Source organism: Streptomyces sp. NPDC001100 (assembly GCF_053598575.1).
In genome coordinates, this window is sequence record NZ_JBSFKO010000015.1 from 176270 (window position 1) to 200067 (window position 23798).

The 23798-nt window shown below is 71.6% G+C and carries 22 protein-coding genes; 8 read left to right on the forward strand and 14 right to left on the reverse strand.

The annotated features are described in order from the left end of the window. Positions 1–164: 164 nt before the first annotated feature. A complete protein-coding gene (locus tag ACWDEW_RS23110; protein WP_450514827.1) occupies positions 165–1343 on the reverse strand; it encodes a DUF5685 family protein in 1179 nt (392 codons plus the stop codon). A 333-nt stretch (positions 1344–1676) separates the two neighbouring features. Here ACWDEW_RS23110 and ACWDEW_RS23115 point away from each other — a divergent pair, with 333 nt between their 5' ends. Further along, entirely contained in the window at positions 1677–2117 is a 441-nt protein-coding gene (locus tag ACWDEW_RS23115) for a cell division protein SepF (protein WP_019074897.1), read from the forward strand. A gap of 69 nt (positions 2118–2186) precedes the next feature. Here ACWDEW_RS23115 and ACWDEW_RS23120 read toward each other — a convergent pair whose 3' ends face one another. Both ACWDEW_RS23120 and ACWDEW_RS23125 read right to left on the reverse strand, forming a co-directional pair. Next, positions 2187–3377, reverse strand: coding sequence for an acyl-CoA dehydrogenase family protein (locus ACWDEW_RS23120; RefSeq protein ID WP_450514828.1), 1191 nt, complete (start codon positions 3375–3377; stop codon positions 2187–2189). A gap of 301 nt (positions 3378–3678) precedes the next feature. Continuing rightward, positions 3679–5280, reverse strand: coding sequence for an MFS transporter (locus tag ACWDEW_RS23125; RefSeq protein WP_450514829.1), 1602 nt, complete (start codon positions 5278–5280; stop codon positions 3679–3681). A gap of 394 nt (positions 5281–5674) precedes the next feature. Between ACWDEW_RS23125 and ACWDEW_RS23130 the strand changes: the two genes are divergently transcribed. Next, complete coding sequence (locus tag ACWDEW_RS23130) at positions 5675–6067, forward strand: hypothetical protein (protein WP_450514830.1); 393 nt, start codon at positions 5675–5677, stop codon at positions 6065–6067. 205 nt (positions 6068–6272) lie between these two features. Here the strand turns inward: ACWDEW_RS23130 and ACWDEW_RS23135 are convergent, their stop codons facing one another. After that, the gene (locus ACWDEW_RS23135) at positions 6273–7250 is read right to left on the reverse strand and encodes a helix-turn-helix domain-containing protein (protein WP_450514831.1); all 978 of its coding nucleotides are present in this window, start codon (positions 7248–7250) and stop codon (positions 6273–6275) included. Between the two features lie 417 nt (positions 7251–7667). On the opposite strand from ACWDEW_RS23135, the gene ACWDEW_RS23140 reads away from it, so the two are divergent. After that, positions 7668–8705, forward strand: coding sequence for a phosphatase PAP2 family protein (locus ACWDEW_RS23140; RefSeq protein ID WP_450514832.1), 1038 nt, complete (start codon positions 7668–7670; stop codon positions 8703–8705). A gap of 97 nt (positions 8706–8802) precedes the next feature. Here the strand turns inward: ACWDEW_RS23140 and ACWDEW_RS23145 are convergent, their stop codons facing one another. The 4 genes from ACWDEW_RS23145 to ACWDEW_RS23160 form a co-directional block, all read right to left on the reverse strand. Beyond that, the gene (locus ACWDEW_RS23145; RefSeq protein WP_450514833.1) at positions 8803–9018 is read right to left on the reverse strand and encodes an I78 family peptidase inhibitor; all 216 of its coding nucleotides are present in this window, start codon (positions 9016–9018) and stop codon (positions 8803–8805) included. 262 nt (positions 9019–9280) lie between these two features. After that, complete coding sequence (locus ACWDEW_RS23150; RefSeq protein ID WP_450514834.1) at positions 9281–10282, reverse strand: helix-turn-helix transcriptional regulator; 1002 nt, start codon at positions 10280–10282, stop codon at positions 9281–9283. Positions 10283–10312: 30 nt separating this feature from the next. Next, a complete protein-coding gene (locus ACWDEW_RS23155; protein WP_450514835.1) occupies positions 10313–11614 on the reverse strand; it encodes an ABC transporter substrate-binding protein in 1302 nt (433 codons plus the stop codon). Beyond that, entirely contained in the window at positions 11583–12140 is a 558-nt protein-coding gene (locus ACWDEW_RS23160; RefSeq protein ID WP_450514836.1) for a hypothetical protein, read from the reverse strand. The genes ACWDEW_RS23155 and ACWDEW_RS23160 overlap by 32 nt, the downstream gene beginning before the upstream one ends. Before the next feature lie 122 nt (positions 12141–12262). Here ACWDEW_RS23160 and ACWDEW_RS23165 point away from each other — a divergent pair, with 122 nt between their 5' ends. Genes ACWDEW_RS23165 through ACWDEW_RS23175 form a run of 3 tightly spaced genes read left to right on the forward strand, consistent with a single transcriptional unit; the run spans position 12263 to position 16376 of the window. Beyond that, positions 12263–12739 carry a hypothetical protein gene (locus ACWDEW_RS23165; protein ID WP_450514837.1) on the forward strand — a complete coding sequence of 159 codons (477 nt, stop codon included), beginning with the start codon at positions 12263–12265 and terminating at the stop codon, positions 12737–12739. Continuing rightward, positions 12739–15744, forward strand: coding sequence for an ABC transporter permease subunit (locus ACWDEW_RS23170; protein WP_450514838.1), 3006 nt, complete (start codon positions 12739–12741; stop codon positions 15742–15744). Before ACWDEW_RS23165 ends, ACWDEW_RS23170 begins: the two co-directional genes overlap by 1 nt. Continuing rightward, the gene (locus ACWDEW_RS23175) at positions 15741–16376 is read left to right on the forward strand and encodes an ATP-binding cassette domain-containing protein (RefSeq protein WP_450514839.1); all 636 of its coding nucleotides are present in this window, start codon (positions 15741–15743) and stop codon (positions 16374–16376) included. Before ACWDEW_RS23170 ends, ACWDEW_RS23175 begins: the two co-directional genes overlap by 4 nt. A 58-nt stretch (positions 16377–16434) precedes the next feature. On the opposite strand, the gene ACWDEW_RS23180 is transcribed toward ACWDEW_RS23175, so the two are convergent. Next, positions 16435–17166, reverse strand: coding sequence for a transglycosylase family protein (locus ACWDEW_RS23180; protein ID WP_450514840.1), 732 nt, complete (start codon positions 17164–17166; stop codon positions 16435–16437). A gap of 504 nt (positions 17167–17670) precedes the next feature. Here ACWDEW_RS23180 and ACWDEW_RS23185 point away from each other — a divergent pair. Next, positions 17671–18459 carry a hypothetical protein gene (locus tag ACWDEW_RS23185; protein WP_450514841.1) on the forward strand — a complete coding sequence of 263 codons (789 nt, stop codon included), beginning with the start codon at positions 17671–17673 and terminating at the stop codon, positions 18457–18459. A 37-nt stretch (positions 18460–18496) separates the two neighbouring features. Then, complete coding sequence (locus tag ACWDEW_RS23190) at positions 18497–18892, forward strand: hypothetical protein (protein ID WP_450514842.1); 396 nt, start codon at positions 18497–18499, stop codon at positions 18890–18892. A 75-nt stretch (positions 18893–18967) separates the two neighbouring features. On the opposite strand, the gene der is transcribed toward ACWDEW_RS23190, so the two are convergent. The 5 genes from der to aroH all read right to left on the reverse strand — a co-directional run bounded on the left by der (position 18968) and on the right by aroH (position 23596). Beyond that, positions 18968–20446, reverse strand: coding sequence for a ribosome biogenesis GTPase Der (gene der / locus ACWDEW_RS23195; protein ID WP_431249650.1), 1479 nt, complete (start codon positions 20444–20446; stop codon positions 18968–18970). A 74-nt stretch (positions 20447–20520) separates the two neighbouring features. Beyond that, positions 20521–21222: a lysophospholipid acyltransferase family protein gene (locus tag ACWDEW_RS23200; protein ID WP_450514843.1), complete on the reverse strand. Its 702-nt coding sequence runs from the start codon at positions 21220–21222 to the stop codon at positions 20521–20523. Further along, positions 21180–21875 carry a (d)CMP kinase gene (cmk, locus tag ACWDEW_RS23205; protein WP_399123076.1) on the reverse strand — a complete coding sequence of 232 codons (696 nt, stop codon included), beginning with the start codon at positions 21873–21875 and terminating at the stop codon, positions 21180–21182. The genes ACWDEW_RS23200 and cmk overlap by 43 nt, the downstream gene beginning before the upstream one ends. Before the next feature lie 270 nt (positions 21876–22145). After that, positions 22146–23231, reverse strand: a complete 1086-nt coding sequence (locus tag ACWDEW_RS23210) for a prephenate dehydrogenase (protein ID WP_450514844.1) — start codon at positions 23229–23231, stop codon at positions 22146–22148. Then, positions 23228–23596 (reverse strand): chorismate mutase, encoded by a 369-nt coding sequence (aroH, locus tag ACWDEW_RS23215; RefSeq protein WP_450514845.1) that lies wholly within the window; start codon positions 23594–23596, stop codon positions 23228–23230. The genes ACWDEW_RS23210 and aroH overlap by 4 nt, the downstream gene beginning before the upstream one ends. Between the last annotated feature and the right edge of the window lie 202 nt (positions 23597–23798).

Here is a 23798-nt window from a genome sequence, read left to right on the forward strand (position 1 = left end):
CAGAAATGGTTCTGCTCCCGCCCAACGACCCTCACGGCACACCGGTCACCGGATCATGTTTTTGTTTTACCGCGCCGAAACACGGGCCCCTCGGCCTCGCAGGTCGGCAATGCCCCCGCGAGACGGTCGTATACAACGATGGTGACTACCCGTCACCGTCACGTTCAGCAATCACAGCACGAGAGACATTCACAGCACTCGCAGCATTCACAGGCGTCGCAGCAGTCGCAGTCGCAGCTGGAGCAGCACCCCTCGCGCCGCTGCCTCGACCACGGTCCCTCGAACTCGTCGGCGCAGCACACCTTGCAGGTGCAGCACAGCCCGAGCGCTGCGGCGCACCCGGCCCAGAAACCGCGCTTGTCGGGCCGCGGCGGCTCACCGCCGAAGGGGTTGCCGCCGTAGGGATTGCCGTCGTGGCGCGGATCGCCCGGCAGGTAGGGCGTCTGCGGCGGCCCGAACGCGGCCTCGGGTCCGTGCCCGCACGACTGTGTCCCGAAGGCCCGGTCCACCGAGCGCCCCAGTTCGTGCGCGAGCAGCAGATGCGCCAACTTGCCGTCCGTGAACTCCGCCTCCCGCAGTGCGAGCCGTATCCCGTGCAGCGCGTCGTCGGCCAGTCGCCGGGCCTCGGTGAGCGGGGTGCCGGTCGCGGAGAGCGGGTTCCAGGCACCCGACGCCGCGTCGGACTCCCGGTCCTCCACGGCGTCCAGGAGATGCGCGAGCCGGCCGAAGAGGCGCCCGGCCTCGGCGAGCGGTACGGCGTTGCCGGGCCGTCCGGCCAGCAGCGCGGTGTGGGCGAAGGCGGCCGCGGTGGCGGTCTCGGTCGGTTCGGTGACGGTCAGGATCGGCGTGCCGGGCCCGGCGAGCACCTCGATGCCGAACTGCCGCTCCACGGCCTCGACGAGGACACCGGCGTCGAACCCGACGTCAGCGCCGGTCCGCGCCCCGGCCCGCCCCCAGTTCCCGGCGACGCGCCGCGCGGCCAGCGCCACCGGCCTGCGGGCCAGCAGCCCGTCCCCGTCGGCGACATGGTCGCGCACCTTGGCGGAGGCGAGCACCAGCGAGACGGCCGCCGCGAGGCGCGCCCCGTCGCCCTGCGCGACGGACGCGGTCCGCATCCCGCGCAACGGGCAGGGCCCGGCCGTGCGCCGCCGGCCACCGCCCTCCCGCTCGGCCTGAGCCTCCGTCAGAACCGAGAGGAGCAGACCGTCGTAATTGGTGACAACCCGTGCGAACTGCCCATGGTCCCCGCGCAGCGCGAGACACAGCCCGCACAAATGCGCCAGCCACTGGGTCTTCAGGTTCTCGCCGAGCCGATGACTGCAAGGCCGGACCATTCCGAACACGACAACCCCCCGCGGCGTGAACGACAACTGACGGGGCATCCGGAGATCGACATGGCATCTGACCGGGCGTTGAGCAGCCGCATCGCATCGACCACTCCGTTCACCCGTACGCACCAGCCGTCACCCGGACGCCGGGAAGAATCATATTTCACTCTCAGTCAGCAGCCATATGCGGCAACACCCTTGATACACGGGGGCCCTCGACGTATTGGCTGTGCACCAGTAGCGTCACAAACCCCCCGCGCGGCGTCTATCCACTTGGCGCGCGATCCGCATCATGGATGACCATAGGGATGCGGATAGCAATAAAGACCGCTGTGAGAGGAGGCGTCCATGGGATCGGTACGCAAGGCGAGTGCCTGGCTTGGGCTCGTTGACGACAACGATGACGAGCGCTACTACGACGACGACTACTCCGAAGGGACCGAGCAGCCCGGGGATGCCTGGGTGACGGACCCGCGAGTGAAGGTGGCCTCGGACGTCGCCGAGGTGAAGGGCCGGCGCATCGGCACGGTCACCCCGGACAGCTTCCGGGACGCCCGAGCCATCGGTGAGCTGTTCCGGGAAGGGGTTCCGGTGATCGTGAACCTCACGGCGATGGAGGCGACCGACGCCAAGCGCGTGGTCGACTTCGCGGCCGGCCTGACCTTCGGCCTGCGCGGCACGATCGAGCGGGTCGCCAACCGTGTCTTCCTGCTGACCCCCGCCAACACCGAGATCGTCAGCGGCGACCCGGTCGCGCGCCGCGAGGACGGTTTCTTCAACCAGAGCTGAGGCAGGGCCGCTTACCGGCCCTGCCTCCCGCAGGGTTGATCAGCGTGGATCAGCGGTCTTCGGGTCTTCCTAGCGGAAGGCGTCGAGTCCGGTGAGCGCCTTGCCCAGCACGAGCTGGTGCATCTCGACGGTGCCCTCGTAGGTGAGCACCGACTCCAGGTTCGTCGCGTGCCGCATCACCGGGTACTCCAGCGAGATCCCGTTGGCACCGAGGATCGTCCGTGCGGTACGGCAGATCTCGATGGCCTCCCGTACGTTGTTCAGCTTGCCGAAGCTGACCTGCTCGGGACGCAGGCGCCCGGCGTCCATGCGCCGCCCCAGGTGATGGGCGAGCAGAATCCCCTTGTGCAGTTCGACCGCCATGTCGGCGAGCTTGGCCTGGGTGAGCTGGAAGCCGCCGATGGGCCGCCCGAACTGCTCCCGGGTCTTCGCGTATTCGACGGCGGACTCGAAGGAAGCGCGCGCCGCGCCCATCGCGCCCCACACGATTCCGTACCGAGCGTGCGACAGACAGCTCAGCGGCCCCTTCAGCCCGACGACCTCCGGCAGCACGGCATCGGCCGGCAACCGCACGTCGTCGAGGACGAGTTCACTGGTGACGGACGCACGCAGGGACCACTTGTGCTTGATCTCGGGCGCGGAGAATCCGGAGACGTCGGTCGGTACGACGAACCCGCGGATCCCGTCGTCGGTCTGCGCCCACACGACGGCGACCCCGGCGACCGAGCCGTTGGTGATCCACATCTTCCGCCCGTTGAGCACCCAGTCCCCGCCGTCGCGCTTGGCGTACGTCCGCATCGCGCCCGGGTCGGAGCCGTGGTCGGGCTCGGTCAGCCCGAAGCAGCCGATGACCTCGCCGGAGGCCATGCGCGGCAGCCAGGCCTGCTTCTGCTCCTCGCTCCCGAAGCGGTGGATCGCGTACATGGCGAGGGAGCCCTGTACCGACACGAGCGACCGGATCCCCGAGTCGGCCGCCTCCAACTCCAGGCAGGCGAGCCCGTACTGCACGGCGGAGGCACCGGCGCACCCGTACCCGTCGAGCGACATCCCGAGCGCCCCGATACCGCCCAACTCCCGCGCGAGCTCCCGGATCCCGGGCAACTCGCCCTTCTCGTACCACTCGGCGACATACGGCAGCACCTTGTCGGCGGCCCACGCGCGCACGGTGTCGCGGATCGCGAGGTCCTCGGGGTCGAGCAGGTCGTCGATGCCGAGGGGGTCGGCGGGGTCGAAGGGGGGCAACTTCGAGGACGATGACATGGCTCAGCCTCCGGCACCTAAAAACTATCACCGCTAGTTACGACAACGGGGTCGACGTTACGACGCCGAGTCGAGCACGTCCACCACATGCCAGACCTTCTCCCACCCGCCACCCGTTCACGGGCGTCCGAGGGGTGAACGCCTGCCGCGGGGGCTGAGCGCCGTTGGCGGCCGCGGCTACGACTATCACCTCCGTCTCTCCCCTCCCGGACCCGTGGTCGCCGCCGGCGGGGAACCCCCACGGGAAACGTCCACCCTTCAAGTGCCCGTCACCGGCGGTGCGTGCGGGGGAGAAGGTTGTTCAGGCGGAGACGCGGGGCTGTGTGACTTCGCGAGGGGCGGGCACCTTGGTCAGAGGTGCCTCGCATTGCATGACTCGCGGCAACCGCAACGCCATCACCGCGCCCAACAGCAGCAGGCCCGCGCTGACGAGCAGGGTGACGTGCAGACCGTGCACGAAGGCGTGCCGGGCCGCGTCGCGCAGGGCGGCGCCACGGACTCCACCGAGACGCGACGCGACGTCGTACGCCTCGCCCAGTGAATGGCCCGCCGAGGCCGACGCCGAGGTCGGTACGCCGGGTACGGACCGCAGCCCGGGCGCGTACGCCGCGTTCATGACGCTGCCGAGGAGCGCGATGCCGATGCCGGCGCCAAGTTGGTAGGAGGTCTCGCCGATCGCCGCCGCACCTCCCGCCTGGGCAGGCGGTGCCTCGCTGAGCATCGACTCGTACGCCCCGAAGAGCGTCATCTCCAGGCCGAACCCGAGCAGCAGGAACCCGAAGAGCAGCAGCCCGGTGTTGTCCCGGCCGCCCATCATGGTGAGCGTCAGTACCGAGAACGCGGTCAGGCAGAAGCCGAAGCACACCATCCGGCGCGGGCCGAAACGCCGGAGCATCCGCGCCCCGAACAGCCCGGCCGCCATTGCCGCGAACGTCAGCGGCAGCAGCCGTAGACCCGTCTGGAGGGGCGACAGGCCCAGGACCAGTTGCAGGTACTGGGCGGCGATCAGTTCCAGGCCCACCAAGGCCAGCATCGCCAGCACGATGCAGCCGACGGAGGTGCTGAACGCCGGCCTGCGGAACATGCTCAGGTCCACCAGCGGATGCGTACGGCTGCGTTGCCGTCGTACGAAAAGGACCATCAGCACCGCGCCCACGAGCAGCGGGGCCACGGTCCAGGCGCTCTCGACCGGCTCTCCGCCGCCGAGCCGCTTCACACCCAGGACGACTCCGAAGAGGCCGCCGGCGGCCATCAGGGCGCCGACGACGTCCCACGGGCCGTCGCGGTCGCCGCGGGACTCGGGGAGCAGGAGGCGGCCGATCGGCAGGCTGATCAGCATCAGGGGGATGTTGACCAGGAAGACCGAGCCCCACCAGAAGTGTTCGAGGAGGAAGCCGCCGAGCAGCGGGCCCACCGCCGCGCCGACCGCCGCCACCGCGCTCCACACGCCGATCGCCACCGCGCGCTCGCGCCGGTCGGGGAAGACCTGGCGGAGGATCGAGAGTGTGGCCGGCATGATCATCGCGCCGCCGACGCCGAGCAGCGCCCGCGCGAGGATCAGGACCTGGGCGTCATGGGCGCAGGCGGCCAGGCCGGAGGCGATGCCGAAGAGGCCGTAGCCGAGGAGAAGGATGCGCCTGCGGCCCACTCGGTCGCCGAGCGTGCCGAAGAGGATGAGGAGCGAGGCGCAGACCAGCGGATAGACGTCGACGATCCAGAGCAGCTCTATCGCGCCGGGTTTGAGGTCCTCGGTGACGGCGGGCACCGCGACATGGAGCACGGTGGCGTCGAGCGCGACGAGGAGCAGGCTCACGCAGAGGACGACGAGGACGACCCAGCGGTTGGCACCGGCCCCGGCCGCCCGACGGCGCAGCGCTGCGGCGGCCGTGGTCGTCCCGGACATGTACTACCTCCCAGATGTTCCCTCGCGTTCGGCGGGCTCACGGGGTGGGGACTCCCCGTGACTGCGGCCGGAGAGGAGCGGTGTCTCCGACCCGCGCAACGAAGGCGAGTGACACGTCAGCGTACGCGAGTTCCGGCCAAGGACGGATGTCCCAGGTCACGTTCCTCCCGGCCGGCGTGTGGCATGCGCCACGTTCGCGTGGCGTCCCTGGCACACCCCGATCCGTCCCGGAGCTCTTCCCCTGCGGCCGCACCCGCCCCCGTGACCACTCTCTGCACAGAACCGTGGACATACCGCTAACGACTGTCCAGCGGTGATCACGGCAGCCTGGCAAAGCAAGGGCGCCGGGGTGGATCGGCGTCATGACCATGGAATCGCATCACGAGGAGTGCACATGCGCGCAAAGCGAATACTTACTCCCATCGGAATACCCGTCGCCGCCATCGGGCTCCTGCTCCTGGCCGGCAGCCCGGCGCTCGCCGTCGACCACGAGCTGCACACCGACGACGGCGACCCCGGCGGCCGGGTCCAGTTCACCTCGAACGGCGACATCGTCAGGGTCGACGACCTTGAGGCGGACGGGTACGCCGCCAAGCTGTTCGTCTACAACCCCAACGGGACGACGCGCTACACGCTGCAGGCAGGTACCGCCGGTACCCACAAGACCGTGAGCGCCAGCGACGGCGGTGTGTACAACCTGGGCGAGGGCATCGCGTACACGTTCAAGATCTGCCTTCACAAGACCAGCGGCGACTCCTACTGCGACAGCGCGGTGTGGGCCGGCTGACAGCCGCCCGAGGGCCCGGACACCCCCGGCGCGGCAGACCGCGACGAGGCGTGACGGCTGAACGCCGACCGGGCTGACGCCGTACCGGCAGGCGCGAAGACGCCGCCACCGCCCGTCTGTCCGCAGCTTGCTGCGGACAGACGGGCGGTCTCATATGGGTCTTACATGGATCCCACATGGGTCTCATATGGGTCTCATATGGGTCTCATATAGACAGACCGAGAGCCTGGCGGCGGCAGTCCCCGGGCGTTACGCCGTACGCGGCACGAAAGGTGCGCGTGAAGGCGGCATGCCCCTTGAAGCCCCAGCGGGCGGCGATCCGGTGCACCGGCACGTCCCGTGCACGTGGATCGGTCAGATCACGGCGCGCACCCTCCAGGCGCTCACGGCGGATCAGCGCCGCGACCGTGGTGCCCCGGGTCCGGAAGACGCGATGCAGATGGCTGACCGAGATGTGATGGGCGGCGGCGACGGCCCGCGTCGACAGGTCCGGATCGTGCAGGTGTTCGCGGATGAACGCCTCGACGCTCAGCAACAGGGTGAGATGACGGGACCCCTCCGGTGGCTCGGGAGCCGGGGCGTCGAGATGCGAGGCGAGCGCCATCGCCAGCAGGTCCAGGCCCACGGTACTGAGCCGCACGACGTCGTCGGGCCGGTAGGACGCGGGGTCGTCGGTCACCCCGCTGAGGAACTGGGTGAACAGGGCCCCCGTACCTTCCTGCCCTGACACACGCGTCACCAGCAGCCGGCCGATCTGCCGGGCCGACAGCGGCAGCACCGACCGGGGCGCCTGGGCGCGCACCATGGTGGCGCAGGTGCGGCCGGCGTTCCCGATCCTGAACGGTCGCGAGCTGTCGCACAGCGCGAAGTCCCCCGCGTCCAGCACCGTCTCGCGGTCCGCCTGGACCACCCTCAGTGCCCCCCGGCGGGCGAACACCACCGAGCACAGCCGCGGGTGGGTCTGTCGGATCAGCTTCGGTGCGCGCCCCGCGTCGGACGAGGAGTGGGTCAGCTCCACGACGTCCACCGCCCCGAGCTCCAGTGCCTGCGCCGTGGACCAGGAGCGATCCGGCTCGCCGCTCGTCGTGCGCGTCGGACGGCACCTGCCGGACCGTAAGCAGCCGCACGGGTCCGACGACTCCGCAGGTGACAGGATTCTGCTCCGGCACATCTTCTCGATCATGTTCCCCCAGAACCTTTCCCCCCGAGGTCCGGCCGAAGTGCATACTCCACTCCCCCTTAGTGACGTGTCCACCTAATAGACCCGTTTCGCGTCCGACCGCCACCGGCGCACCACGCCCCCCAGGGCTCCCGGCAGCCGCACACCGGGCCCGCGCGCCCAGGACGGCAGCGGCACCCTCGCGACGGCGGTCGACACCGGTGGCCGTGCGGGTAATTTCACACGACGTTCCAGTGAACGAATTCATAAGGTCAATAAACCGCCACTCGGAATGATCAAAGGAATTGCAGGAAGCAGCCTGGGCCGATAATGGATTGCTCGGAAATAAACCTCCACCTGAGAGCAATCCCACATCACATCGTCATCACAGAACCGTGGATTCGACAGGCTTCCGACCTCACTCGCTGTAATGTCGATTGGGTGCATACCGAACGACACCTCACCCGTCTGGACCGGGTGTTCGCCAGGCTCGACCGGGAGCCGGAACGCCCGGCCCACTTCGATGTGCCCAAGATGAGCAGGCACCGGGTCGCGCTGCTGACCGGGACCCTGGCCTTCTATCTGGCGATCGTGTGGCTCGTCGTGACCACGTCATGGCTGGTCCGGCTCGACTGGCAGGTCATGTTCTTCCGGCCGTACCAACAGTGGGCGGGCATCCACTGGTTCGTCGACTACTACGTGGTGCTGGGCCAGCGCGGCCCGACCGCGGTGATGGTCGCGGCCTGGCTGGGCTGGCGCTCGTGGCGGCAGCACACCCTGCGCCCGCTGCTCACCCTGGGCACCGCGATCCTGCTGCTGAACATCACGGTCGGCGCGGCGAAGCTCGGCATGGGGCGCCTCGGCCCGCACTACGCCACGGTCATCGGCTCGAACGAGATGGGCCTGGGCGGCGATATATTCCCCAGCGGCCACACCGCCAACGCCGTCGTGACCTGGGGAATCCTGGCGTATCTGGCCTCCACGCCGGCAGCCCGCCGCTGGCTGTCCGCCGCGTCCGCGGTGACCTCGCTCGGCGTCGGTCTCGCCACGGTCTACCTCGGCACGCACTGGCTGAGCGACGTGCTGCTGGGCTGGGCCGCCGGTCTGCTGGTGCTGCTCGCCCTCCCCTGGTGCGAGCCGCTGATCGCCCGCGCCGAGACCTGGATCTTCGACCTGCGCGACCGCCGGCGCGCCCGCCGCGGCCGTCCGGAGCCCGCCCCCGCACCGGCCTCCCCGGTCACCGCGCCCGTGCTGCTCAAGCCGCGCGCCTCCTCGTCGGGCGACGAGGTCCCGGCGGCCCGCGAGACGGTCACCACGAGCCGTTCGGCCCGGCCACCCGCCCATCTCGCCCCCGGCCCGCACACGACCCGCTCGGAGCGGACGCCGGTCACCCCGATCGGCAGCCGCCGCCCGCCGCATTCGGACCGGGTGGCACGTGGCACCACGGCGGCCACGGCCCGTCCGGCGACGGGCGGCTGACCGCCACCAGCAGGCGGGTCCGGTACGCACCATCGATCCCCGCACGACGAAGGCCCCGGTTCCGCCAGCGGAACCGGGGCCTTCGTCAGGTCTGCGGTCAGCCCTTCCAGGCGCGCGCCACCGTGCCGTCCCTGACCTCGAAGTTGAGCCGCCCCACGCGGTACTCCATGGTGATGATCGCCCCCGGCGGCAGCGTCCGCACGGTCGACCACCCCCGCTCCCGCGCGAGCCGCTCGGCCTCTGCCGCGTCGAGGCCGACATAGGCGTTCGGACTGTCCTGGGGCTCTGCCGGTGGAGTCGGAATGGGTGCCATGCCGCCACGCTAGCCCCTCTTCGGCTCTCTCCGTCCCTCTCCGGTCACACTTCTGTCACAGGATCAGGACGTGTGTTTTGTTCATCGTCCCTCACACGTATGAGCGGTTCCGTACGCCTTCCGCGGGCATTCGAACGTAATTCCCGCATGTCGGCCCGGCTCGCCGAATAGCCGGGCGGAGAGTTCCGCGAGAACCGTCCGGCGCCCCCCTTTCCATTCCGATTCCGTGCGGTACGGCGGGAGCTGACACCGCATAAGAGATTCACCGTTCCGGCACAGAATCGTCGTATGCCCCCGGGCCGTACCGGTCCAGCGCGCGGGACAGCCGGTCCCGGGCCGTCCTGATCGCCCCGGTCAGCTCGGCCGGTTCCAGGACCTCGAAGTCGAAGCCCGTCATCACCACGTGGATCACCATCACATCGAGGTTCGGCGCCCCGGTCCGCAGCAGGCAGGCGTCCGGGCCGTCCGCCTCCAGCGTCCCGGCGGACGGTGAGATCCGCTCGGCGGCCCGCTCCAGGGGCACGAGGAGCCGGACGACGGCCTGCGAGGCGTACGCGCGCGTGGAGACCCCTTTCGAGACGTACGCGGCGAGATCCTCCGCCGGTGGCTCGCGCGGGGTGAAGCGCGGCCCGTGCGGCGGCCTGGGCGTGACGCGGTCGACGCGGAAGGTGCGCCAGTCCTCGCGGTCCAGGTCCCAGGCGACCAGGTACCAGCGGCGCTCGGTGCACACCAGGCGGTGCGGTTCGACGGTACGGCGGGTGGGGGCGCCGTCGTGGCTCTCGTACTCGAAGCGCAGCCGCTCGGCGTCCCGGCACAGGGCGGCCAGCTCGGTCAGGACGGCCGGGTCCACGGCGGACGGGAGGGTGCTGTGCAGCATCGGCACGGTGAAGGCGTTGAGGGCGCCCACCCGGCGGCGCAGTCGGTTCGGGAGGACCTGTTCCAGCTTGGTGAGGGCGCGTACGGAGGTCTCCCCGATGCCCTCGATGCCCTGTCCGGCGGCGGTGCGCAGGCCGACCGCCACGGCCACCGCCTCGTCGTCGTCCAGGAGCAGCGGCGGCAACTCGGCGCCGGCGCCCAGCTGGTAGCCGCCGCCCGTGCCGGGGCTGGCGTTGACCGGGTAGCCCAGCTCACGCAGCCGGTCGACGTCCCGGCGCACGGTGCGCGGGGTGACCCCGAGCCGGTCGGCCAGGTCGGCGCCGGACCACTCGCGGTGGGCCTGGAGCAGCGAGAGCAGACGGAGGAGTCGTGCCGAGGTCTCCAACATGGTCGAAGTCTGTATCAAGGGCTGTCTGGATCAAGGGCTGTACGGGAGTTGCGGCACCTCGAAACAGGTGCTGTTCATGTCCCCCTGCGGGACCCACCCCTTGCCGTCCTGCCAGCGGGCCACCGACAGACACGTCCTGCGGTTCGTCGGCGGTTCGGCGAGCCGCTCGAAGGAGACGGGAACCAGCAGGCCGTCGGCGGTGTAGTTCTCGCTCCGGTTCATGAACCCGTCGACGCACGCGCGCGTGACGCCCGTTTCCGTCCTCGCGCACGCCTTGGCCGCGTCCGTGAACCACATCGCCGCCGCCCAGCCCTCCAACTGCCACTGGGAATGCGTCTTCAGCCCCTCGGTGGCGTCCCGGAACTCCCGTACGGCAGGCTGCGCCACGTCGTCGAAGTCACGGCTGGACCCGGTCGCCCACAGGGCGTTGCGGCAGTGCGGGGAGTTCTTGTAGTCCTCCGGGACAGTGGATGTCCAATTCTGTACGTTCGTCACTTTGGCGACGACCTGCGCGCCGACCTGGTCCATCGCCGCGCACAACTGGGCGTTCCCGTGCGTGTCCAGGGCGTCGAAGACGAGGTCGGCGCCCTGCTGCTTCAGGTCGGCCGCCGCCGCGCGGAAGTTGGGCAGCGCGAAGTCGACCTGCTCGGGGACGACTTTGTAGCCCTCGGCCTTCAGCCCCTGCTCGACGAGCCGTGCGTAGGCGGCGGACGCGGCCTGGTTGTACGACACGACGGCGGCGGTACGGGCGCCCTGCTCGCGCTTGAAGTAGCGGTAGACCTCCGTGCCGCCGTACAGCTTCCCGCCCCAGCCCGGGGTGCCCGCGCGGGGCGCGAGGCTGCCGTAGATGCCGTAGAGGTGCGGCCAGGTGTCGTAGGCGGCGCCGATGGGCTGGCCGCCGATGTCGGGCACGCGCGCGTGGGAGACGCGGGAGGCGCCCGCGTAGTCGAGGGTGGTGGTGGCGACCAGGGCGACGACCTTGTCCTCGTCGACCAGCTTGTGCACGCACTCGTTGTTGCCGACCCCGCTGCCGCCGTCGTCGCACAGCCGCACCTCGACCCGGCGTCCGGCGATGCCCCCGCGCGCGTTGACGCGGCCGAAGTACGCCTCGGCGCCGTCACGGGGGCCGGTGAAGGCGTCGCCGCCGACCGGGCTGGTCGCGCTGGTGATGATGCCGACCCGGATCGGTGTGCCGGTGCTCGGCGCGGGCGTACGGGTGTCGCCGTGCTCGAAGTCGCTCTCCGGGAGACGGCTGCCGCAGGCCGTGCCCACCAGGAGCAGCAGCACCGCGGCAGCGGTCTCAGCAGCCCGACCCGGGCGCCGGCGAGGCATCGCCGCTCAACGCCACCAGCGCGCACAGGGTGTTGACGGACACCTTCCAGGTGCCGCCCTGCTCGACGGAGGTCCCGGAGGCGTCCGGGAGGGCGGTGGCGCCGTTGAGGGTCAGCGTGTAGGTCACGGTCGCCTTGTCCGCCTGGGTGAACACGACCTTGGTGACCTCCGCCTGTACCTGCCCGCCGCGTTTGTCGCCGTTGAACGCCTTCAGCACCGCACCCATCTTGTCGCCGTTCTCCAGGACGGCCTGTTTGTCCGCGGTGGAACTGGCCGGGTCGAAGAACTTCTTCCAGTTGGCCTTGACCTGGGCCGTGGCGGCGGCCGGGTCGGCGGGCGCGGTCGCCGGTGCGCTCGTGGTCCGCTCGACGGACGGGGTGGGCGGCGCCGCACCGCTGCCGCCCCCGCTGTCGTCGCTGCAGGCCGCCAGGGCGGGGCCGAGCGCGAGCACCAGGGCGGCGGCCCCAACTGCCGCGCCCCGTCCGCGCCTTGTGTTCCTTCGCCTGAGATCGCTCCCGAGAACCATCTGGCTCACCGCCGGGTGTCGGTCCGGGCCGTGCGCGCCCGGTGTTTTCAGGTCGGGTGTCAGAAGGCATAGTGCAAGCCATTGGCCGGCATGGACAGACACATGACATGTGGGAGCCGTAAATGCGGACAGCCCGACTGCGGACCGCGCGTCCCGCCCTGTGGGCCGGCTGGGCCGCGCTCGCCGCGGGTGCGGTGCTGTGCGTGCTCGGCTGGTACGGCGTCTCCGGCGAGCGCTACGCCGAGCGGCAGCTCCCCTACCTGGCCTCCTGCACGATCCCCGGTGCCGCGCTGATCGTCGCCGGCGCGATCCTGCTCACCCATGGCCGCGGCGCCCTCGCCACCGCGCGCGTGGAGGAGCTGTACGCCCTTCTCGTGGCCTCCGAACCCGACGATGTTGAGGAGTCGGCGGAGGCCGCCGCCGCGCCCCTGGCGGTCAGCGGGGACCTGCTGATGGTGCCCGGCGGCACGCTGTGGCACCGCGCGGACTGCCCGTTGGTCGCCGGGAAGGCCGAAGCGGTGCCGGTGGACTCGAAGTTGGTGGCGAACGGCGAGTTGAGCCCCTGCCCGATCTGCGAGCCCGCCGAAGCCGACGACTGATGTCCTCGCTGACCTACGACCTCACCCTCGCCGGTCTCTCCGTCGGCAGCGCCGCCGCGCTCACCGGGATCGGCCTGATCGTGACGTACCGGGCGACCGGCGTCCTCAACTTCGCGCACGGCGCGGTCGCGATGGTCTGCGCGTACGCGCTGCGGCAGTGCGTGGTGGGGTGGGGCTGGCCGCTGTGGCTGGGCGCGGTGGTGACGCTGCTGTTCCTCGCGCCCGCGCTCGGAGTAGTGCTGGAACGGTTCGTCTTCCGGCCGCTGTCGGTCCTCGGCGGCGATCCGGCGCAGACCTTGGTCGCGTCCATCGGCGTGTTCGTGCTGCTCGTCGGCGGGGCCGCGCTGGTGTGGGGGCAGGGCGCGCGGGACGACGCGCCGGAGCTCGTGCCGGCGGACCCCTGGGGGCAGTTGGCGGTGGTGCTCGTGCTCGCGGCGGGCGTCGGGGCGGTGATCCGCTGGACGCGTTTCGGTCGGGAGCTGCGGGCCGTCGTGGACGACCGGCAGCTCGCGGTGCTGGGCGGGGTGGACGCGGACCGGGTGGCGGCGGCGGGCTGGGCGTTCGGGTCCTTCACGGCGGGACTGACGGGTGTGCTCCTCGCCCCCTCCGTGCGCCTGGACCCGTACGGCCTGCCCCTGCTCGTCATGGAGGTGGTGGCGGTCGCGGTGGCCGCACGGATGCGGAGTCTGCCGGTCGCCGTGGTGGTGGCGCTGGGGATCGGGGTCGGGCAGAGCCAGTTGACGAGGGTCCATCTGTCCGGCTGGGGCGGGCAGTTGGTGCAGGCGGTGGGCGCGAACCTGTTCGTGGTCGCGCTGTTGGCCGTGGCGCTGGTGCTGCCGGGTGTCGGTGGGAGGGACGCCCTCCCCCGTACGGCTTCCGCGCGCGTCGCGACACCTGCCGGGGCCTGGATCGTGGCCGGGGTGCTGTTCCTGCTCCCCCTCGGCTTCGCGGGCTCGGACCTGCACACCTCGGTCCAAGTCCCGGCGCTGGGCGTGGTGTTGCTGTCCCTGGTGGTGGTCACCGGGCGCGGCGGCCAGCTCTCGCTGGGGCAGGCGGCGTACGCGGGCCTGGGTGCCCTGTTCACGGCGCTGCTGGCGGCGGGCCGCTTCCCGGGCCTGCCCCGCCTGCCCGAACTGGCCGCGCTCGCGGTCGCCGTCCTCCTGGTCGCCCCTCTGGGTCTGCTCACCGGCTGGCCCGCGATCGGCCGCCACGGCCTGTCCCTGGCCCTCGCGACCTTCGCGGTCGGCGTCGGGGTCAGCCGCTTCGTCTTCGCCCAGCCGTACGCCACGTCGGGCCTGGCACTGGGGCGCCCGTCCGGCTTCGACGGGGACCGCGCCTACTACGTTCTCGAACTCGCCCTCCTGACCTGCGCGTTGCTGGCGACCCACGCCCTGCGCCGGGGCCGCACGGGCCGCGCCCTCGCCGCGATGCGCGACCACGAGGCGGGCGCGTCCGCCGCGGGCGTCCGGGTCCCCTCCCTGAAACTCCTGGCCTTCGTCGCGGGCGCCGCCCTGGCCGCCCTCGGCGGCGCCATGCTCGGCATGGGCCTGCGCGCCTTCGACCCTTCGGCCTACGACCCCGTCCGGGGCCTGCTGTGGTTCGCCGCGGTGGTCGTCCTGGGCGCCGACAGCACCCTGGGCGCACTGACGGCCGCGGCCCTCCTGGTCGGCCTGGACGCGGGCGCGCGCGGCGGAGTAGCGGCGGCACTGATCGGGGTGCTGGCGGTGTGCGTGGGGCGTTTCCCCGGGGGACCGTACGAGGCACTACGGACGGCGGTCGGGCGCCTGCGGCCCCAACGTCGGGCGCGGCTCACGCCGTTGGGGGTGTGGGTGCGGCGGAGGTTGCGGGTGGTGGGCGGGCTGGGGCGGACAGGGTCAACGCCTGCTGTGTATGCGGGTGTTGTGCACCGCGTGAAGGTTGGTGGCGGGCGGGTGTCCGACGGTGCCCGGGACCCGCTGGGGCGCTCTGCCGGGCGGACGCCGGGGGCGCGGGACCCGCGAGGACGCACCGCCGAGCCTGGCCAGCGGGGCGAGGCGGACTCAACGGCAGCCATCCGCGATGGCGCGGCGCGCCCAGCACAGGCCGACGCCGAGCGGACACCCGGGGCGCGGGACCCGCGGGGACACACCGCTGACCCCGGGCAGCAGGAAGAGACGGGATCAACGGCAGCCACCCGCAGAAGCGAGACCGGCCCAACAGCAGCCGCCCGCAGGGACGTTGCGCGCCCAGCACAGGCCGCCCCCGGATGGGCCTCCAGGGCTCAGGACCTGCGGGCGCGCACCGCCCCGGTGCGGACCCCGCCCTCCCCACCCCTCCTCACCGCCCATGCCCTGTACGCCCGTTACGGCAGCTTCACCGCCCTCGACGGTGTCGATCTCGTTGTGCGGGCGGGGCGGGTGACCGCTGTCGTCGGGCCCAACGGGGCTGGGAAAAGCACCCTGTTCCACTGTCTGGCCGGGACCGTGCGGCCCGTGCGCGGGCGGGTCCGGCTCGGTGGGCGGGACATCACCCGGCTGGCCGCGCACGCACGGACCCGGCTCGGGGTCGCCCGGACCTTTCAACAGCTCGCCGTCTTCCCCTCGTTGACCGTCGCCGAGAACGTGCGGGTGGGGGCCGAGCAGGGGCGGGCCGCCGAACCCGGCGCGGTGGAGCGGGCGTTGCGGCTGTTCGGGCTCGACGGCGAGCTCCGGTCGCTACCCGCCGCCGGGCTGCCCACCGGGACGCTGCGCCGGGTCGAACTGGCGCGGGCATTCGCCGGAAGTCCGCGTGTGCTGCTCCTCGACGAGCCCGCCGCCGGGCTCGACACCGCCGAAGTGGCCGCTCTGACCATGGTGTTGCGGGCGCTGACCGCCGAGGGCACCGCCCTGCTCGTCGTGGAGCACGACCTCGATCTGGTCGCCGACCTCGCGGACATGGTCCACGTGATGGCGGCGGGCCGCATCGTCGCCTCCGGGCCGCCGGACCGCGTCCTCGACACGCCCAGCGCCTGGGAGAGCCCCGTATGACCATCTCCCTGCGCCACGCGCGCGTGCGCTACGGCCCCCTCGAAGCCCTGCACGGCGTCACCCTCGCCGCGCCCGCCCACGGGCTCACCGTCCTGCTCGGCCGCAACGGCTCCGGCCGTACGACCGCGCTGCGCGCCCTCGCCGGTACGGTCGCGCTGTCGGGCGGCGCGGTGGTGTGGGACGGCGCCGACGTGACCCGTGTGCCGGCCTACGAACGGGCCCGCCGGGGACTGTGTCTGGTGCCGGAGCGGCGGGCCGTGTTCGGGTCCCTCACCGTCCACGAGAACCTCGAACTCGCGGCGCGGGACCACTCCGTGGCTCTCGACGCGTACCCGCAGCTGGGCCCGCTGCTCCCCCGCCGGGCCGGCACCCTCTCCGGGGGCGAGCAGCGCATGCTGGCCCTGTCCCGTGCCCTGCTGGCACGCGCGCGCGTGGTGCTCGTCGACGAGCCGGCGCAGGGCATGTCACCGGCGGTCGCGGACCGTACGTACCAACTGCTGGGCGGGCTGGACGCGTGCGTGGTCGTCGCCGAGCAGCGGCTGCCGCCCGTGCTGCGCGGCCGGGCCGCCCTCGTGTACGAACTGCGGCGCGGCGCGGTCGTGTTCGGCGGCGAGGCGGCCGAACTGGCGTAACGGGCACGCCCCCGCCCGGTCGGAGGACCGGGCGGGGGCGGCGCGGGAGCGGTTCGGCTCAGAGGTCGAGCCGCTGCCCGGGCACGATCAGGTCGGGGTCGCCGCCGATGACGGCCCTGTTGGCGGCGTAGATCTTCCGCCAGGTGGTCCCGTGCTCGGCGGCGATGCCGCTGAGGGTGTCGCCCTTACGGACGGTGTAGTCGCCGCGGGACGTGCCGCGCGAGACGTCGTTCGTGCCGCGGTCCGGCGTCTTCGCCGCGGGCTTCGAAGGGGCCGCCTTCCTGGCCGACTCGACCGTCGACTCGGTGGACGACTTCTTCGTCGTCCTCGGCGTCTTCGAGGTCTTCGTCTTCGTGGACTTCTCGGTGACCGTGCCGGACGAGGCTCCGGGTGCGCTACCGCTCGCCCCGGCCCGTACCGAGCAGACCGGCCAGGCGCCCCAGCCCTGGGCGTGCTGGACCTTGGTGGCCACGGCGATCTGCGCGGACCGCGAGGCCTGGTCGGCGGTGGCCGCGTAGGCCGAGCCGCCGTAGGCGCGCCAGGTGCCGGCGGAGAACTGGAGTCCTCCGTAGTAGCCGTTGCCGGTGTTGATGTGCCAGTTGCCGCCGCTCTCGCACTGGGCGATGCGGTCCCACACTCCACTGTCGGCCGCCGCGGCGTTGCCGGTGGCCGCCAGCACGCCCAGGGGGGCTAGCAGGGCCGCTCCGGCGAGGACCGCCGCCGTACGTGCCTGGCCCTTGCGGGGGGTCTCAGGCGTGTTGTCGCGAGTGGTATCGGCACATTCGGACATGTAGTTCCCTCTCCAACAACCCGGGGTCCCCCAAGGTGGTTCGCGGCTCCCACGCATCGACGTGGTCCTCGCGCTCCTCCCCGTCCGCCGGAAGTGGTGCTGCTTGCTGGCTCGTTCGGCCGGCGGACGTGTCCCGAGCGGTGCTCGTTGCACACGGCGGAGGAATGTACGGAGGTGGGCGAGCGGATGTCGACCAACTGCCCGTCGCCGCAGGCCAGTTCACTGTTACCGCGGGTATCGGCATTTTTCGGCCACCCACTACATTCGCTGATTTCACGATTTTTCGACCAGTTGCCGACAAACGCTGTGACTCGGTTCACGCGGCCAACTCCCTTGACCTTTCACAGAGTTGACAGGGAGTGTCCGATTCCGTACCAGCCGTGACCGTCCGCGTCGGTCGCTTCGATTCGGTCCGCTCCGGGGCGTGACCCCCGCCACAGATCCTCCGTTGTCTTCTTCATGAGCCCGGGACCCACCGGGCACCGCATTCCGAGGGAGCCACCCGTGCCGCGCATGCTCGACGTCAGCGACGACGTACGCGCCGAGATCGGCGACGAAGAAGCCGACCGGCTGCTCGCCGGAGACAACGCCCCGGGCAGTTACGACTGCACGTCGTGCCGCACCCAGGGCGACTCCGATCAGGAGCGCACCAGCACCGTCCTGTTCATCGGCGACGAGACCGCCGTCCTCGCCTTCGCCCACGCCACCTGCCTGCCCTCCCAGATCGTCCAGGTCACCGAGGAGCAGCTGCAGGGCGCCGTCCGCTCCATCAGCGGCAACGCGCACGCCCCGGCCGGCGAACCGGAGAAGGCCGTACCCGAGCAGGCCGTGCTCGGTGTGACCAGCGGACTCGTCCTGATCTCAGGGGAGTTGCACCCCGCCCTGGTGGTGGAGCCGACCGCGGCCATCGTGCGGCCCGGCTCGACCGGCGCCGGCGACGACTTCCTCCCGCTGCTGATCGAGCAGGGCTTCATGCCGCTCAGCGAGATCACCACCGTGCCGCCCGTACTGCACGGCTGGTCGGTGCTGCTCGCCGCGGGCCAGCTGCACGCGGTGCTCCAGCCGAACTCCAACGGCGGTTCCCCGGTGGCCTGGTGGCAGGCGCACCAGCCGCTCCAGGTCACCGACAGCTGGCGGGCCGCCGCCAACAAGCACCAGCAGGTGCTGATGTTCGCGGCGCCGGTGGGCTCGATCGGCCGCCAGCCCCGCGAGGACCTGCTGCGCAGCGCGCTCGACAAGGCGGCGGCAGGCGGCAAGCTGGTCGGCTCCGCGCTCCCGCTCGCGGGCACCTGAGCCGCATCCCTTCAGGTCACGCGTCGTTTGGACATACGTGCACGCATACGATGTTCCCCGCAGCCGGCCCTACCAGCCGATCCCGTCCTCGCGATCGGACCGGGACAGCCCGGGCGGCCCGTCGGCCACGCCGATCTACGACCGGCTCTACTCGGAGTGGGTCAAGACCTTCCGCTCGCTGCCGGGTGACCGCAGCGGCGAGGAGGAGCTGGGCTTCACGGCCTTCGGCCACAGCCCGCACAGCACGGGCACGTTCGGCGGCGGTTCGTTCGGCGGGAGTTCGTACAGCGCGTACAGCGCGGGGGCCTACAGCGCCCGCCAGCAGTCGCAGTGGCAGCGCGTGGGACAGCTCGGTCACGTCGGCCAGCAGCAGGGCCACACCGGGATGCACCACATCCCGGCCCTGCCGCCCGGCCCACGCCGAGGCATCTGACGCGGCACGTACACGAGGAGGGCGGCCCCTGTTCCAACAGGGGCCGCCCTCCTCGTCGTAGCAACTGCCGTACCGCTACTTCTTCTTGTTGCCGCGCTTCTCGCGCACCCGTACCGAGATGTGGATCGGGGTGCCGTCGAAGCTGAACTCCTCGCGCAGGCGGCGTTCGATGAAGCGGCGGTAGCCCGCCTCGATGAAGCCGGAGGCGAAGAGCACGAAGCGCGGGGGCTTGGTGCCGGCCTGGGTGCCGAAGAGGATGCGGGGCTGCTTGCCGCCGCGGACCGGGTGCGGGTGGGCGGCGACCAGCTCGCCGAGGAAGGCGTTCAGGCGGCCCGTCGGGACGCGGGTCTCCCAGCCGGCGAGGGCGGTCTCGATGCCCGGGACCAGCTTCTCCATGTGGCGGCCGGTGCGCGCCGAGATGTTCACCCGGGGCGCCCACGCGACCTGGGCGAGCTCGGTCTCGATCTCGCGCTCCAGGTAGTAGCGGCGCTCCTCGTCGAGGGTGTCCCACTTGTTGAACGCGAGGACGATCGCGCGGCCCGCCTCGACGGCCATGGTGACGATGCGCTGGTCCTGCACCGAGATGGACTCGGAGGCGTCGATCAGGATGACCGCGACCTCCGCCTTCTCGACGGCCGCGGCGGTGCGCAGCGAGGCGTAGTAGTCGGCGCCCTGCTGGAGGTGGACGCGCTTGCGGATACCGGCGGTGTCGACGAACTTCCAGGTCACACCGCCGAGTTCGATGAGCTCATCGACCGGGTCACGGGTGGTGCCCGCGATCTCGTTGACGACGACGCGCTCCTCGCCGGCCACCTTGTTCAGCAGCGAGGACTTGCCGACGTTCGGGCGGCCGATCAGGGCGATCCGGCGCGGACCGCCGACGGCGACGCCGAAGGTCTGCTCGGGCGCCTCCGGAAGCGCCTCCAGGACGGCGTCCAGCATGTCGCCGGTGCCGCGGCCGTGCAGCGCGGAGACGGGGTGCGGCTCGCCGAGGCCCAGGGACCACAGGTAGGCCGCGTCGGACTCGCCGCTGAGGCCGTCGACCTTGTTGGCGGCCAGCACGACGGGCTTGCCGGCCTTGCGCAGCAGCCGTACGACCGCCTCGTCGGTGTCGGTGGCGCCGACCTTGGCGTCGACGACGAAGACGACCGCGTCGGCGGCCTCGATCGCGTACTCGGCCTGGGCGGCCACGGAGGCGTCGATGCCGAGGACGTCCTGCTCCCAGCCGCCGGTGTCGACGACCTTGAAGCGGCGGCCCGCCCACTCGGCCTCGTAGGTCACGCGGTCGCGGGTGACACCGGGCTTGTCCTCTACGACGGCTTCCCGCCGCCCGATGATGCGGTTGACGAGAGTCGACTTGCCGACGTTCGGCCGGCCGACCACGGCGAGCACGGGCAGCGGCCCGTGACCGGCCTCCTCGATGGCGCCCTCGACGTCCTCGATGTCGAAGCCCTCTACGGCGGCGAGCTCCATGAACTCCGCGTACTCGGCGTCGCCGAGCGCCCCGTGCTCGTGCTCCTCGCCGGAGCCGTCGGGCTGGATCTGGTCGTTCATGAAGTGGGTACCTCGTTCATCGTGGTGATCGGTGGAACCCCCGGATTTCGGGTGATCCACTACTCAAGTGTCTCTTAGCGCCCGGTGAGGCGCCTGGCATCGTCCAGGTGGGCGGCCAACTGCTTCTGGATCCGCTCGGTCGCCTCGTCCAGTGCCCTGCGCGTACGGCGGCCGGAGCCGTCGCCCGCGTCGAACGGGTCACCGAAGACGACGTCGACGCGGGAGCGCAGCGGAGGCAGCGCCTTTATCAGTCGTCCGCTCTTCTCGGCAGTGCCCAGTACGGCCACCGGCACGATCGGGGCGCCGCTGCGTACCGCGAAGTAGGCGAGCCCGGCGCGCAGCGAGGCGAAGTCGCCCTCACCCCGGGTGCCCTCGGGGAAGATCCCCAGCACACCGCCGGCCGCCAGGACGTCCAGCGCCCCGGTGATCGCCGTACGGTCGGCGACCGAACGGTCCACCTTCAGCTGGCCGATGCGCAGCAGGAAGGGGTCAAGCGGGCCGATGAACGCCTCCTTCTTGATCAGGAAGTGCGTCGGCCGGGGTGCCACGCCCATGACCATGGGGCCGTCGACGCCGTGGGAGTGGTTCACGGCAAGGATCACCGGACCGGCGGCGGGCACCTTCCAGGAGCCCAGCACGCGCGGCTTCCACAGCCCGTACATCAGGCCGACACCGATGCGCCGCCCGACCTCGGCGCCCCGCTCCGATGCGGCGGTTGGAGCTGTTGGAGCTGTCACTTGGCGGCCCGCTTCTCCCCGACCAGGGTGACCACGCACTCGATGACCTGCTGGAGGGTGAGGTCGGAGGTGTCCACCTCGACCGCGTCGTCCGCCTTCGCGAGCGGCGAGGTCTTGCGCGAGGAGTCGGCCGCGTCCCGCTTCAGCAGCGCCTCGCGGGTGGCCTGTACGTCGGCGCCCTTCAGCTCACCGCTGCGGCGGGCGGCACGTGCCTCCGGAGAGGCGGTGAGGAAGATCTTCAGGTCGGCGTCGGGCAGCACGGTCGTACCGATGTCCCGCCCCTCGACGACGATGCCGTGCTCCGCCTCCGCGGCCAGCGAACGCTGCAGCTCGGTGATCCGGGCCCGCACCTCGGGGACCGCGCTGACCGCGCTGACCTTGGAGGTGACCTCCTGGGTGCGGATCGGGCCGGCCACGTCCACGCCGTCGACGCTGATCGTCGGGTGCGCCGGGTCGGTGCCCGAGACGATCTCCGCCTTGCCTGCCGCATCGGCGATCGCGGTGGGGTCGGTCAGGTCGATCCCGTTGTTCACCATCCACCAGGTGATCGCCCGGTACTGGGCGCCGGTGTCCAGATAGCTCAGCCCGAGCTGCGCGGCCACGGCCTTCGACGTGCTCGACTTGCCCGTGCCGGAGGGGCCGTCGATGGCGACAATCACTGCCGGGGCGGTCCGGGCGGCGCCGTTTTCCACGGGAGGACACCTTCCTGGTGCGTGGTGGTGAGCGGGGTGGGGGCGCGAGTGCGCCCCGCACAAGGTTACTGGGTGCGCGTCACTCGTCCGGCCGCGCCTTCGCGGCGCCCTGCCAACGCAGGCCGCCAGTCCTCAGCCCGTCCGGCGCCATTCAACGCAGGCCCACGAAATCAGCCCGTCCGGCGTTCGAGGACGAGGCCCCTTCAGGGCCGAAGCGGGGGTCCGGGGGCGCAGCCCCCGGGAGACGCCCACACCGACACCGCGCACTCCCTACTGCCGGATCGCCCAACCCCGCTCCCGCAATCCGGCGATCAGCGCACCCGCCGCCTTCGGCTCCACCATCAGCTGGACATAGCCCGCCTGCTGCCCGGTCGCGTGCTCGATGCGGACGTCCTCGACGTTGACCCCCGCCGTCCCCGCGTCCGCGAAGATCCGGGCCAGCTGGCCCGGCTGGTCGTCGATCAGCACGGCCACGACCTCGTACACCCGCGGCGCGGACCCGTGCTTGCCGGGGACGCGGACCTGCCCCGCGTTGCCGCGCCGCAGCACGTCCTCGATGCCGGCGGCACCCTCGCCCCGCTTGACGTCGTCGGCGGACTGCAGGGCACGCAGCGCCCGCACCGTCTCCTGCAGGTCCCCGGCGACATCGGTGAGCAGGTCGGCGACCGGCCCCGGGTTCGCGGAGAGGATGTCGATCCACATGCGGGGGTCGGACGCGGCGATCCGGGTCACATCGCGAATCCCCTGCCCGCACAGCCGTACGGCGGCCTCCTCGGCGTTCTCCAGCCGCGCGGCGACCATGCTGGACACCAGGTGGGGCATGTGGGAGACGAGGGCGACCGCGCGGTCGTGGGCGTCGGCGTCCATGACGACCGGTACGGCCCGGCAGTGCGAGACCAGTTCCAGGGCGAGGTTGAGCACCTCGGTGTCGGTGTCGCGGGTGGGCGTCAGCACCCAGGGACGGCCCTCGAAGAGGTCGGCGGTCGCGGCCAGCGGGCCGGACTTCTCGCGCCCTGACATGGGGTGCGAGCCGATGTACGACGAGAGGTCCAGGCCGAGCGCCTCCAGCTCGCGGCGCGGGCCGCCCTTGACGCTGGCCACGTCGAGGTAGCCGCGGGCCACGCCCCGGCGCATCGCGTCGGCGAGCACCCCGGCCACCAGGGCCGGCGGGGCGGCGACGATCGCGAGGTCGACGGGTCCCTCCGGCGCCTCGTCGGTCCCGGCGCCGAGCGCGGCGGCCGTACGGGCCTGCTCGGGGTCGTGGTCGGCGAGGTGGACGACGACGCCCCGGGAGGCGAGGGCGAGCGCGGCGGAGGTGCCGATGAGGCCGGTGCCGATGACGAGCGCGGTTCTCACTGGGCGATGTCCTTGCGGAGGGCGGCGGCGGCACCGAGGTAGACGTGCGCGATGTCGGCGCGGGGCTTGTCGGACTCGATGTGCGCGAGTATGCGGACCACGCGGGGCATGGCACCCGCGATGTCGAGTTCCTGCGCGCAGATCAGCGGTACGTCGGCGAAGGCGCTGCCGAGCTTGCGGGCGGCGGCGGCCGGGAAGTCGCTGTGCAGGTCGGGCGTGGCCGTGAACCAGACACTGATCAGGTCGTCGGGGGTGAGGCCGTTGCGCTCCAGGACGGCCGTGAGCAGCTCGCCGACCCGCTCGTCCATGTGGCCGGCCTCGTCCCTGTCGAGTTGGACGGCGCCCCGGACCGCTCGTACCGCCACTGCTCTGCTCCTCGCTGATGTACCTCACGGCTCTGTGCACGTCCAGCCTAGTCAGCCCGTCCGGTACGGCTGCCCGGCGCCCGCCCCCTGAGACGGGCCGGAGCGGGCCTCGCGAACCCTGCCAATGTCACCTGGATCACTCTGTTCCGCTACTGGTCCGCTACAGGTGGTGAGATCATCCCGGTATGCCTCTTTACGCACG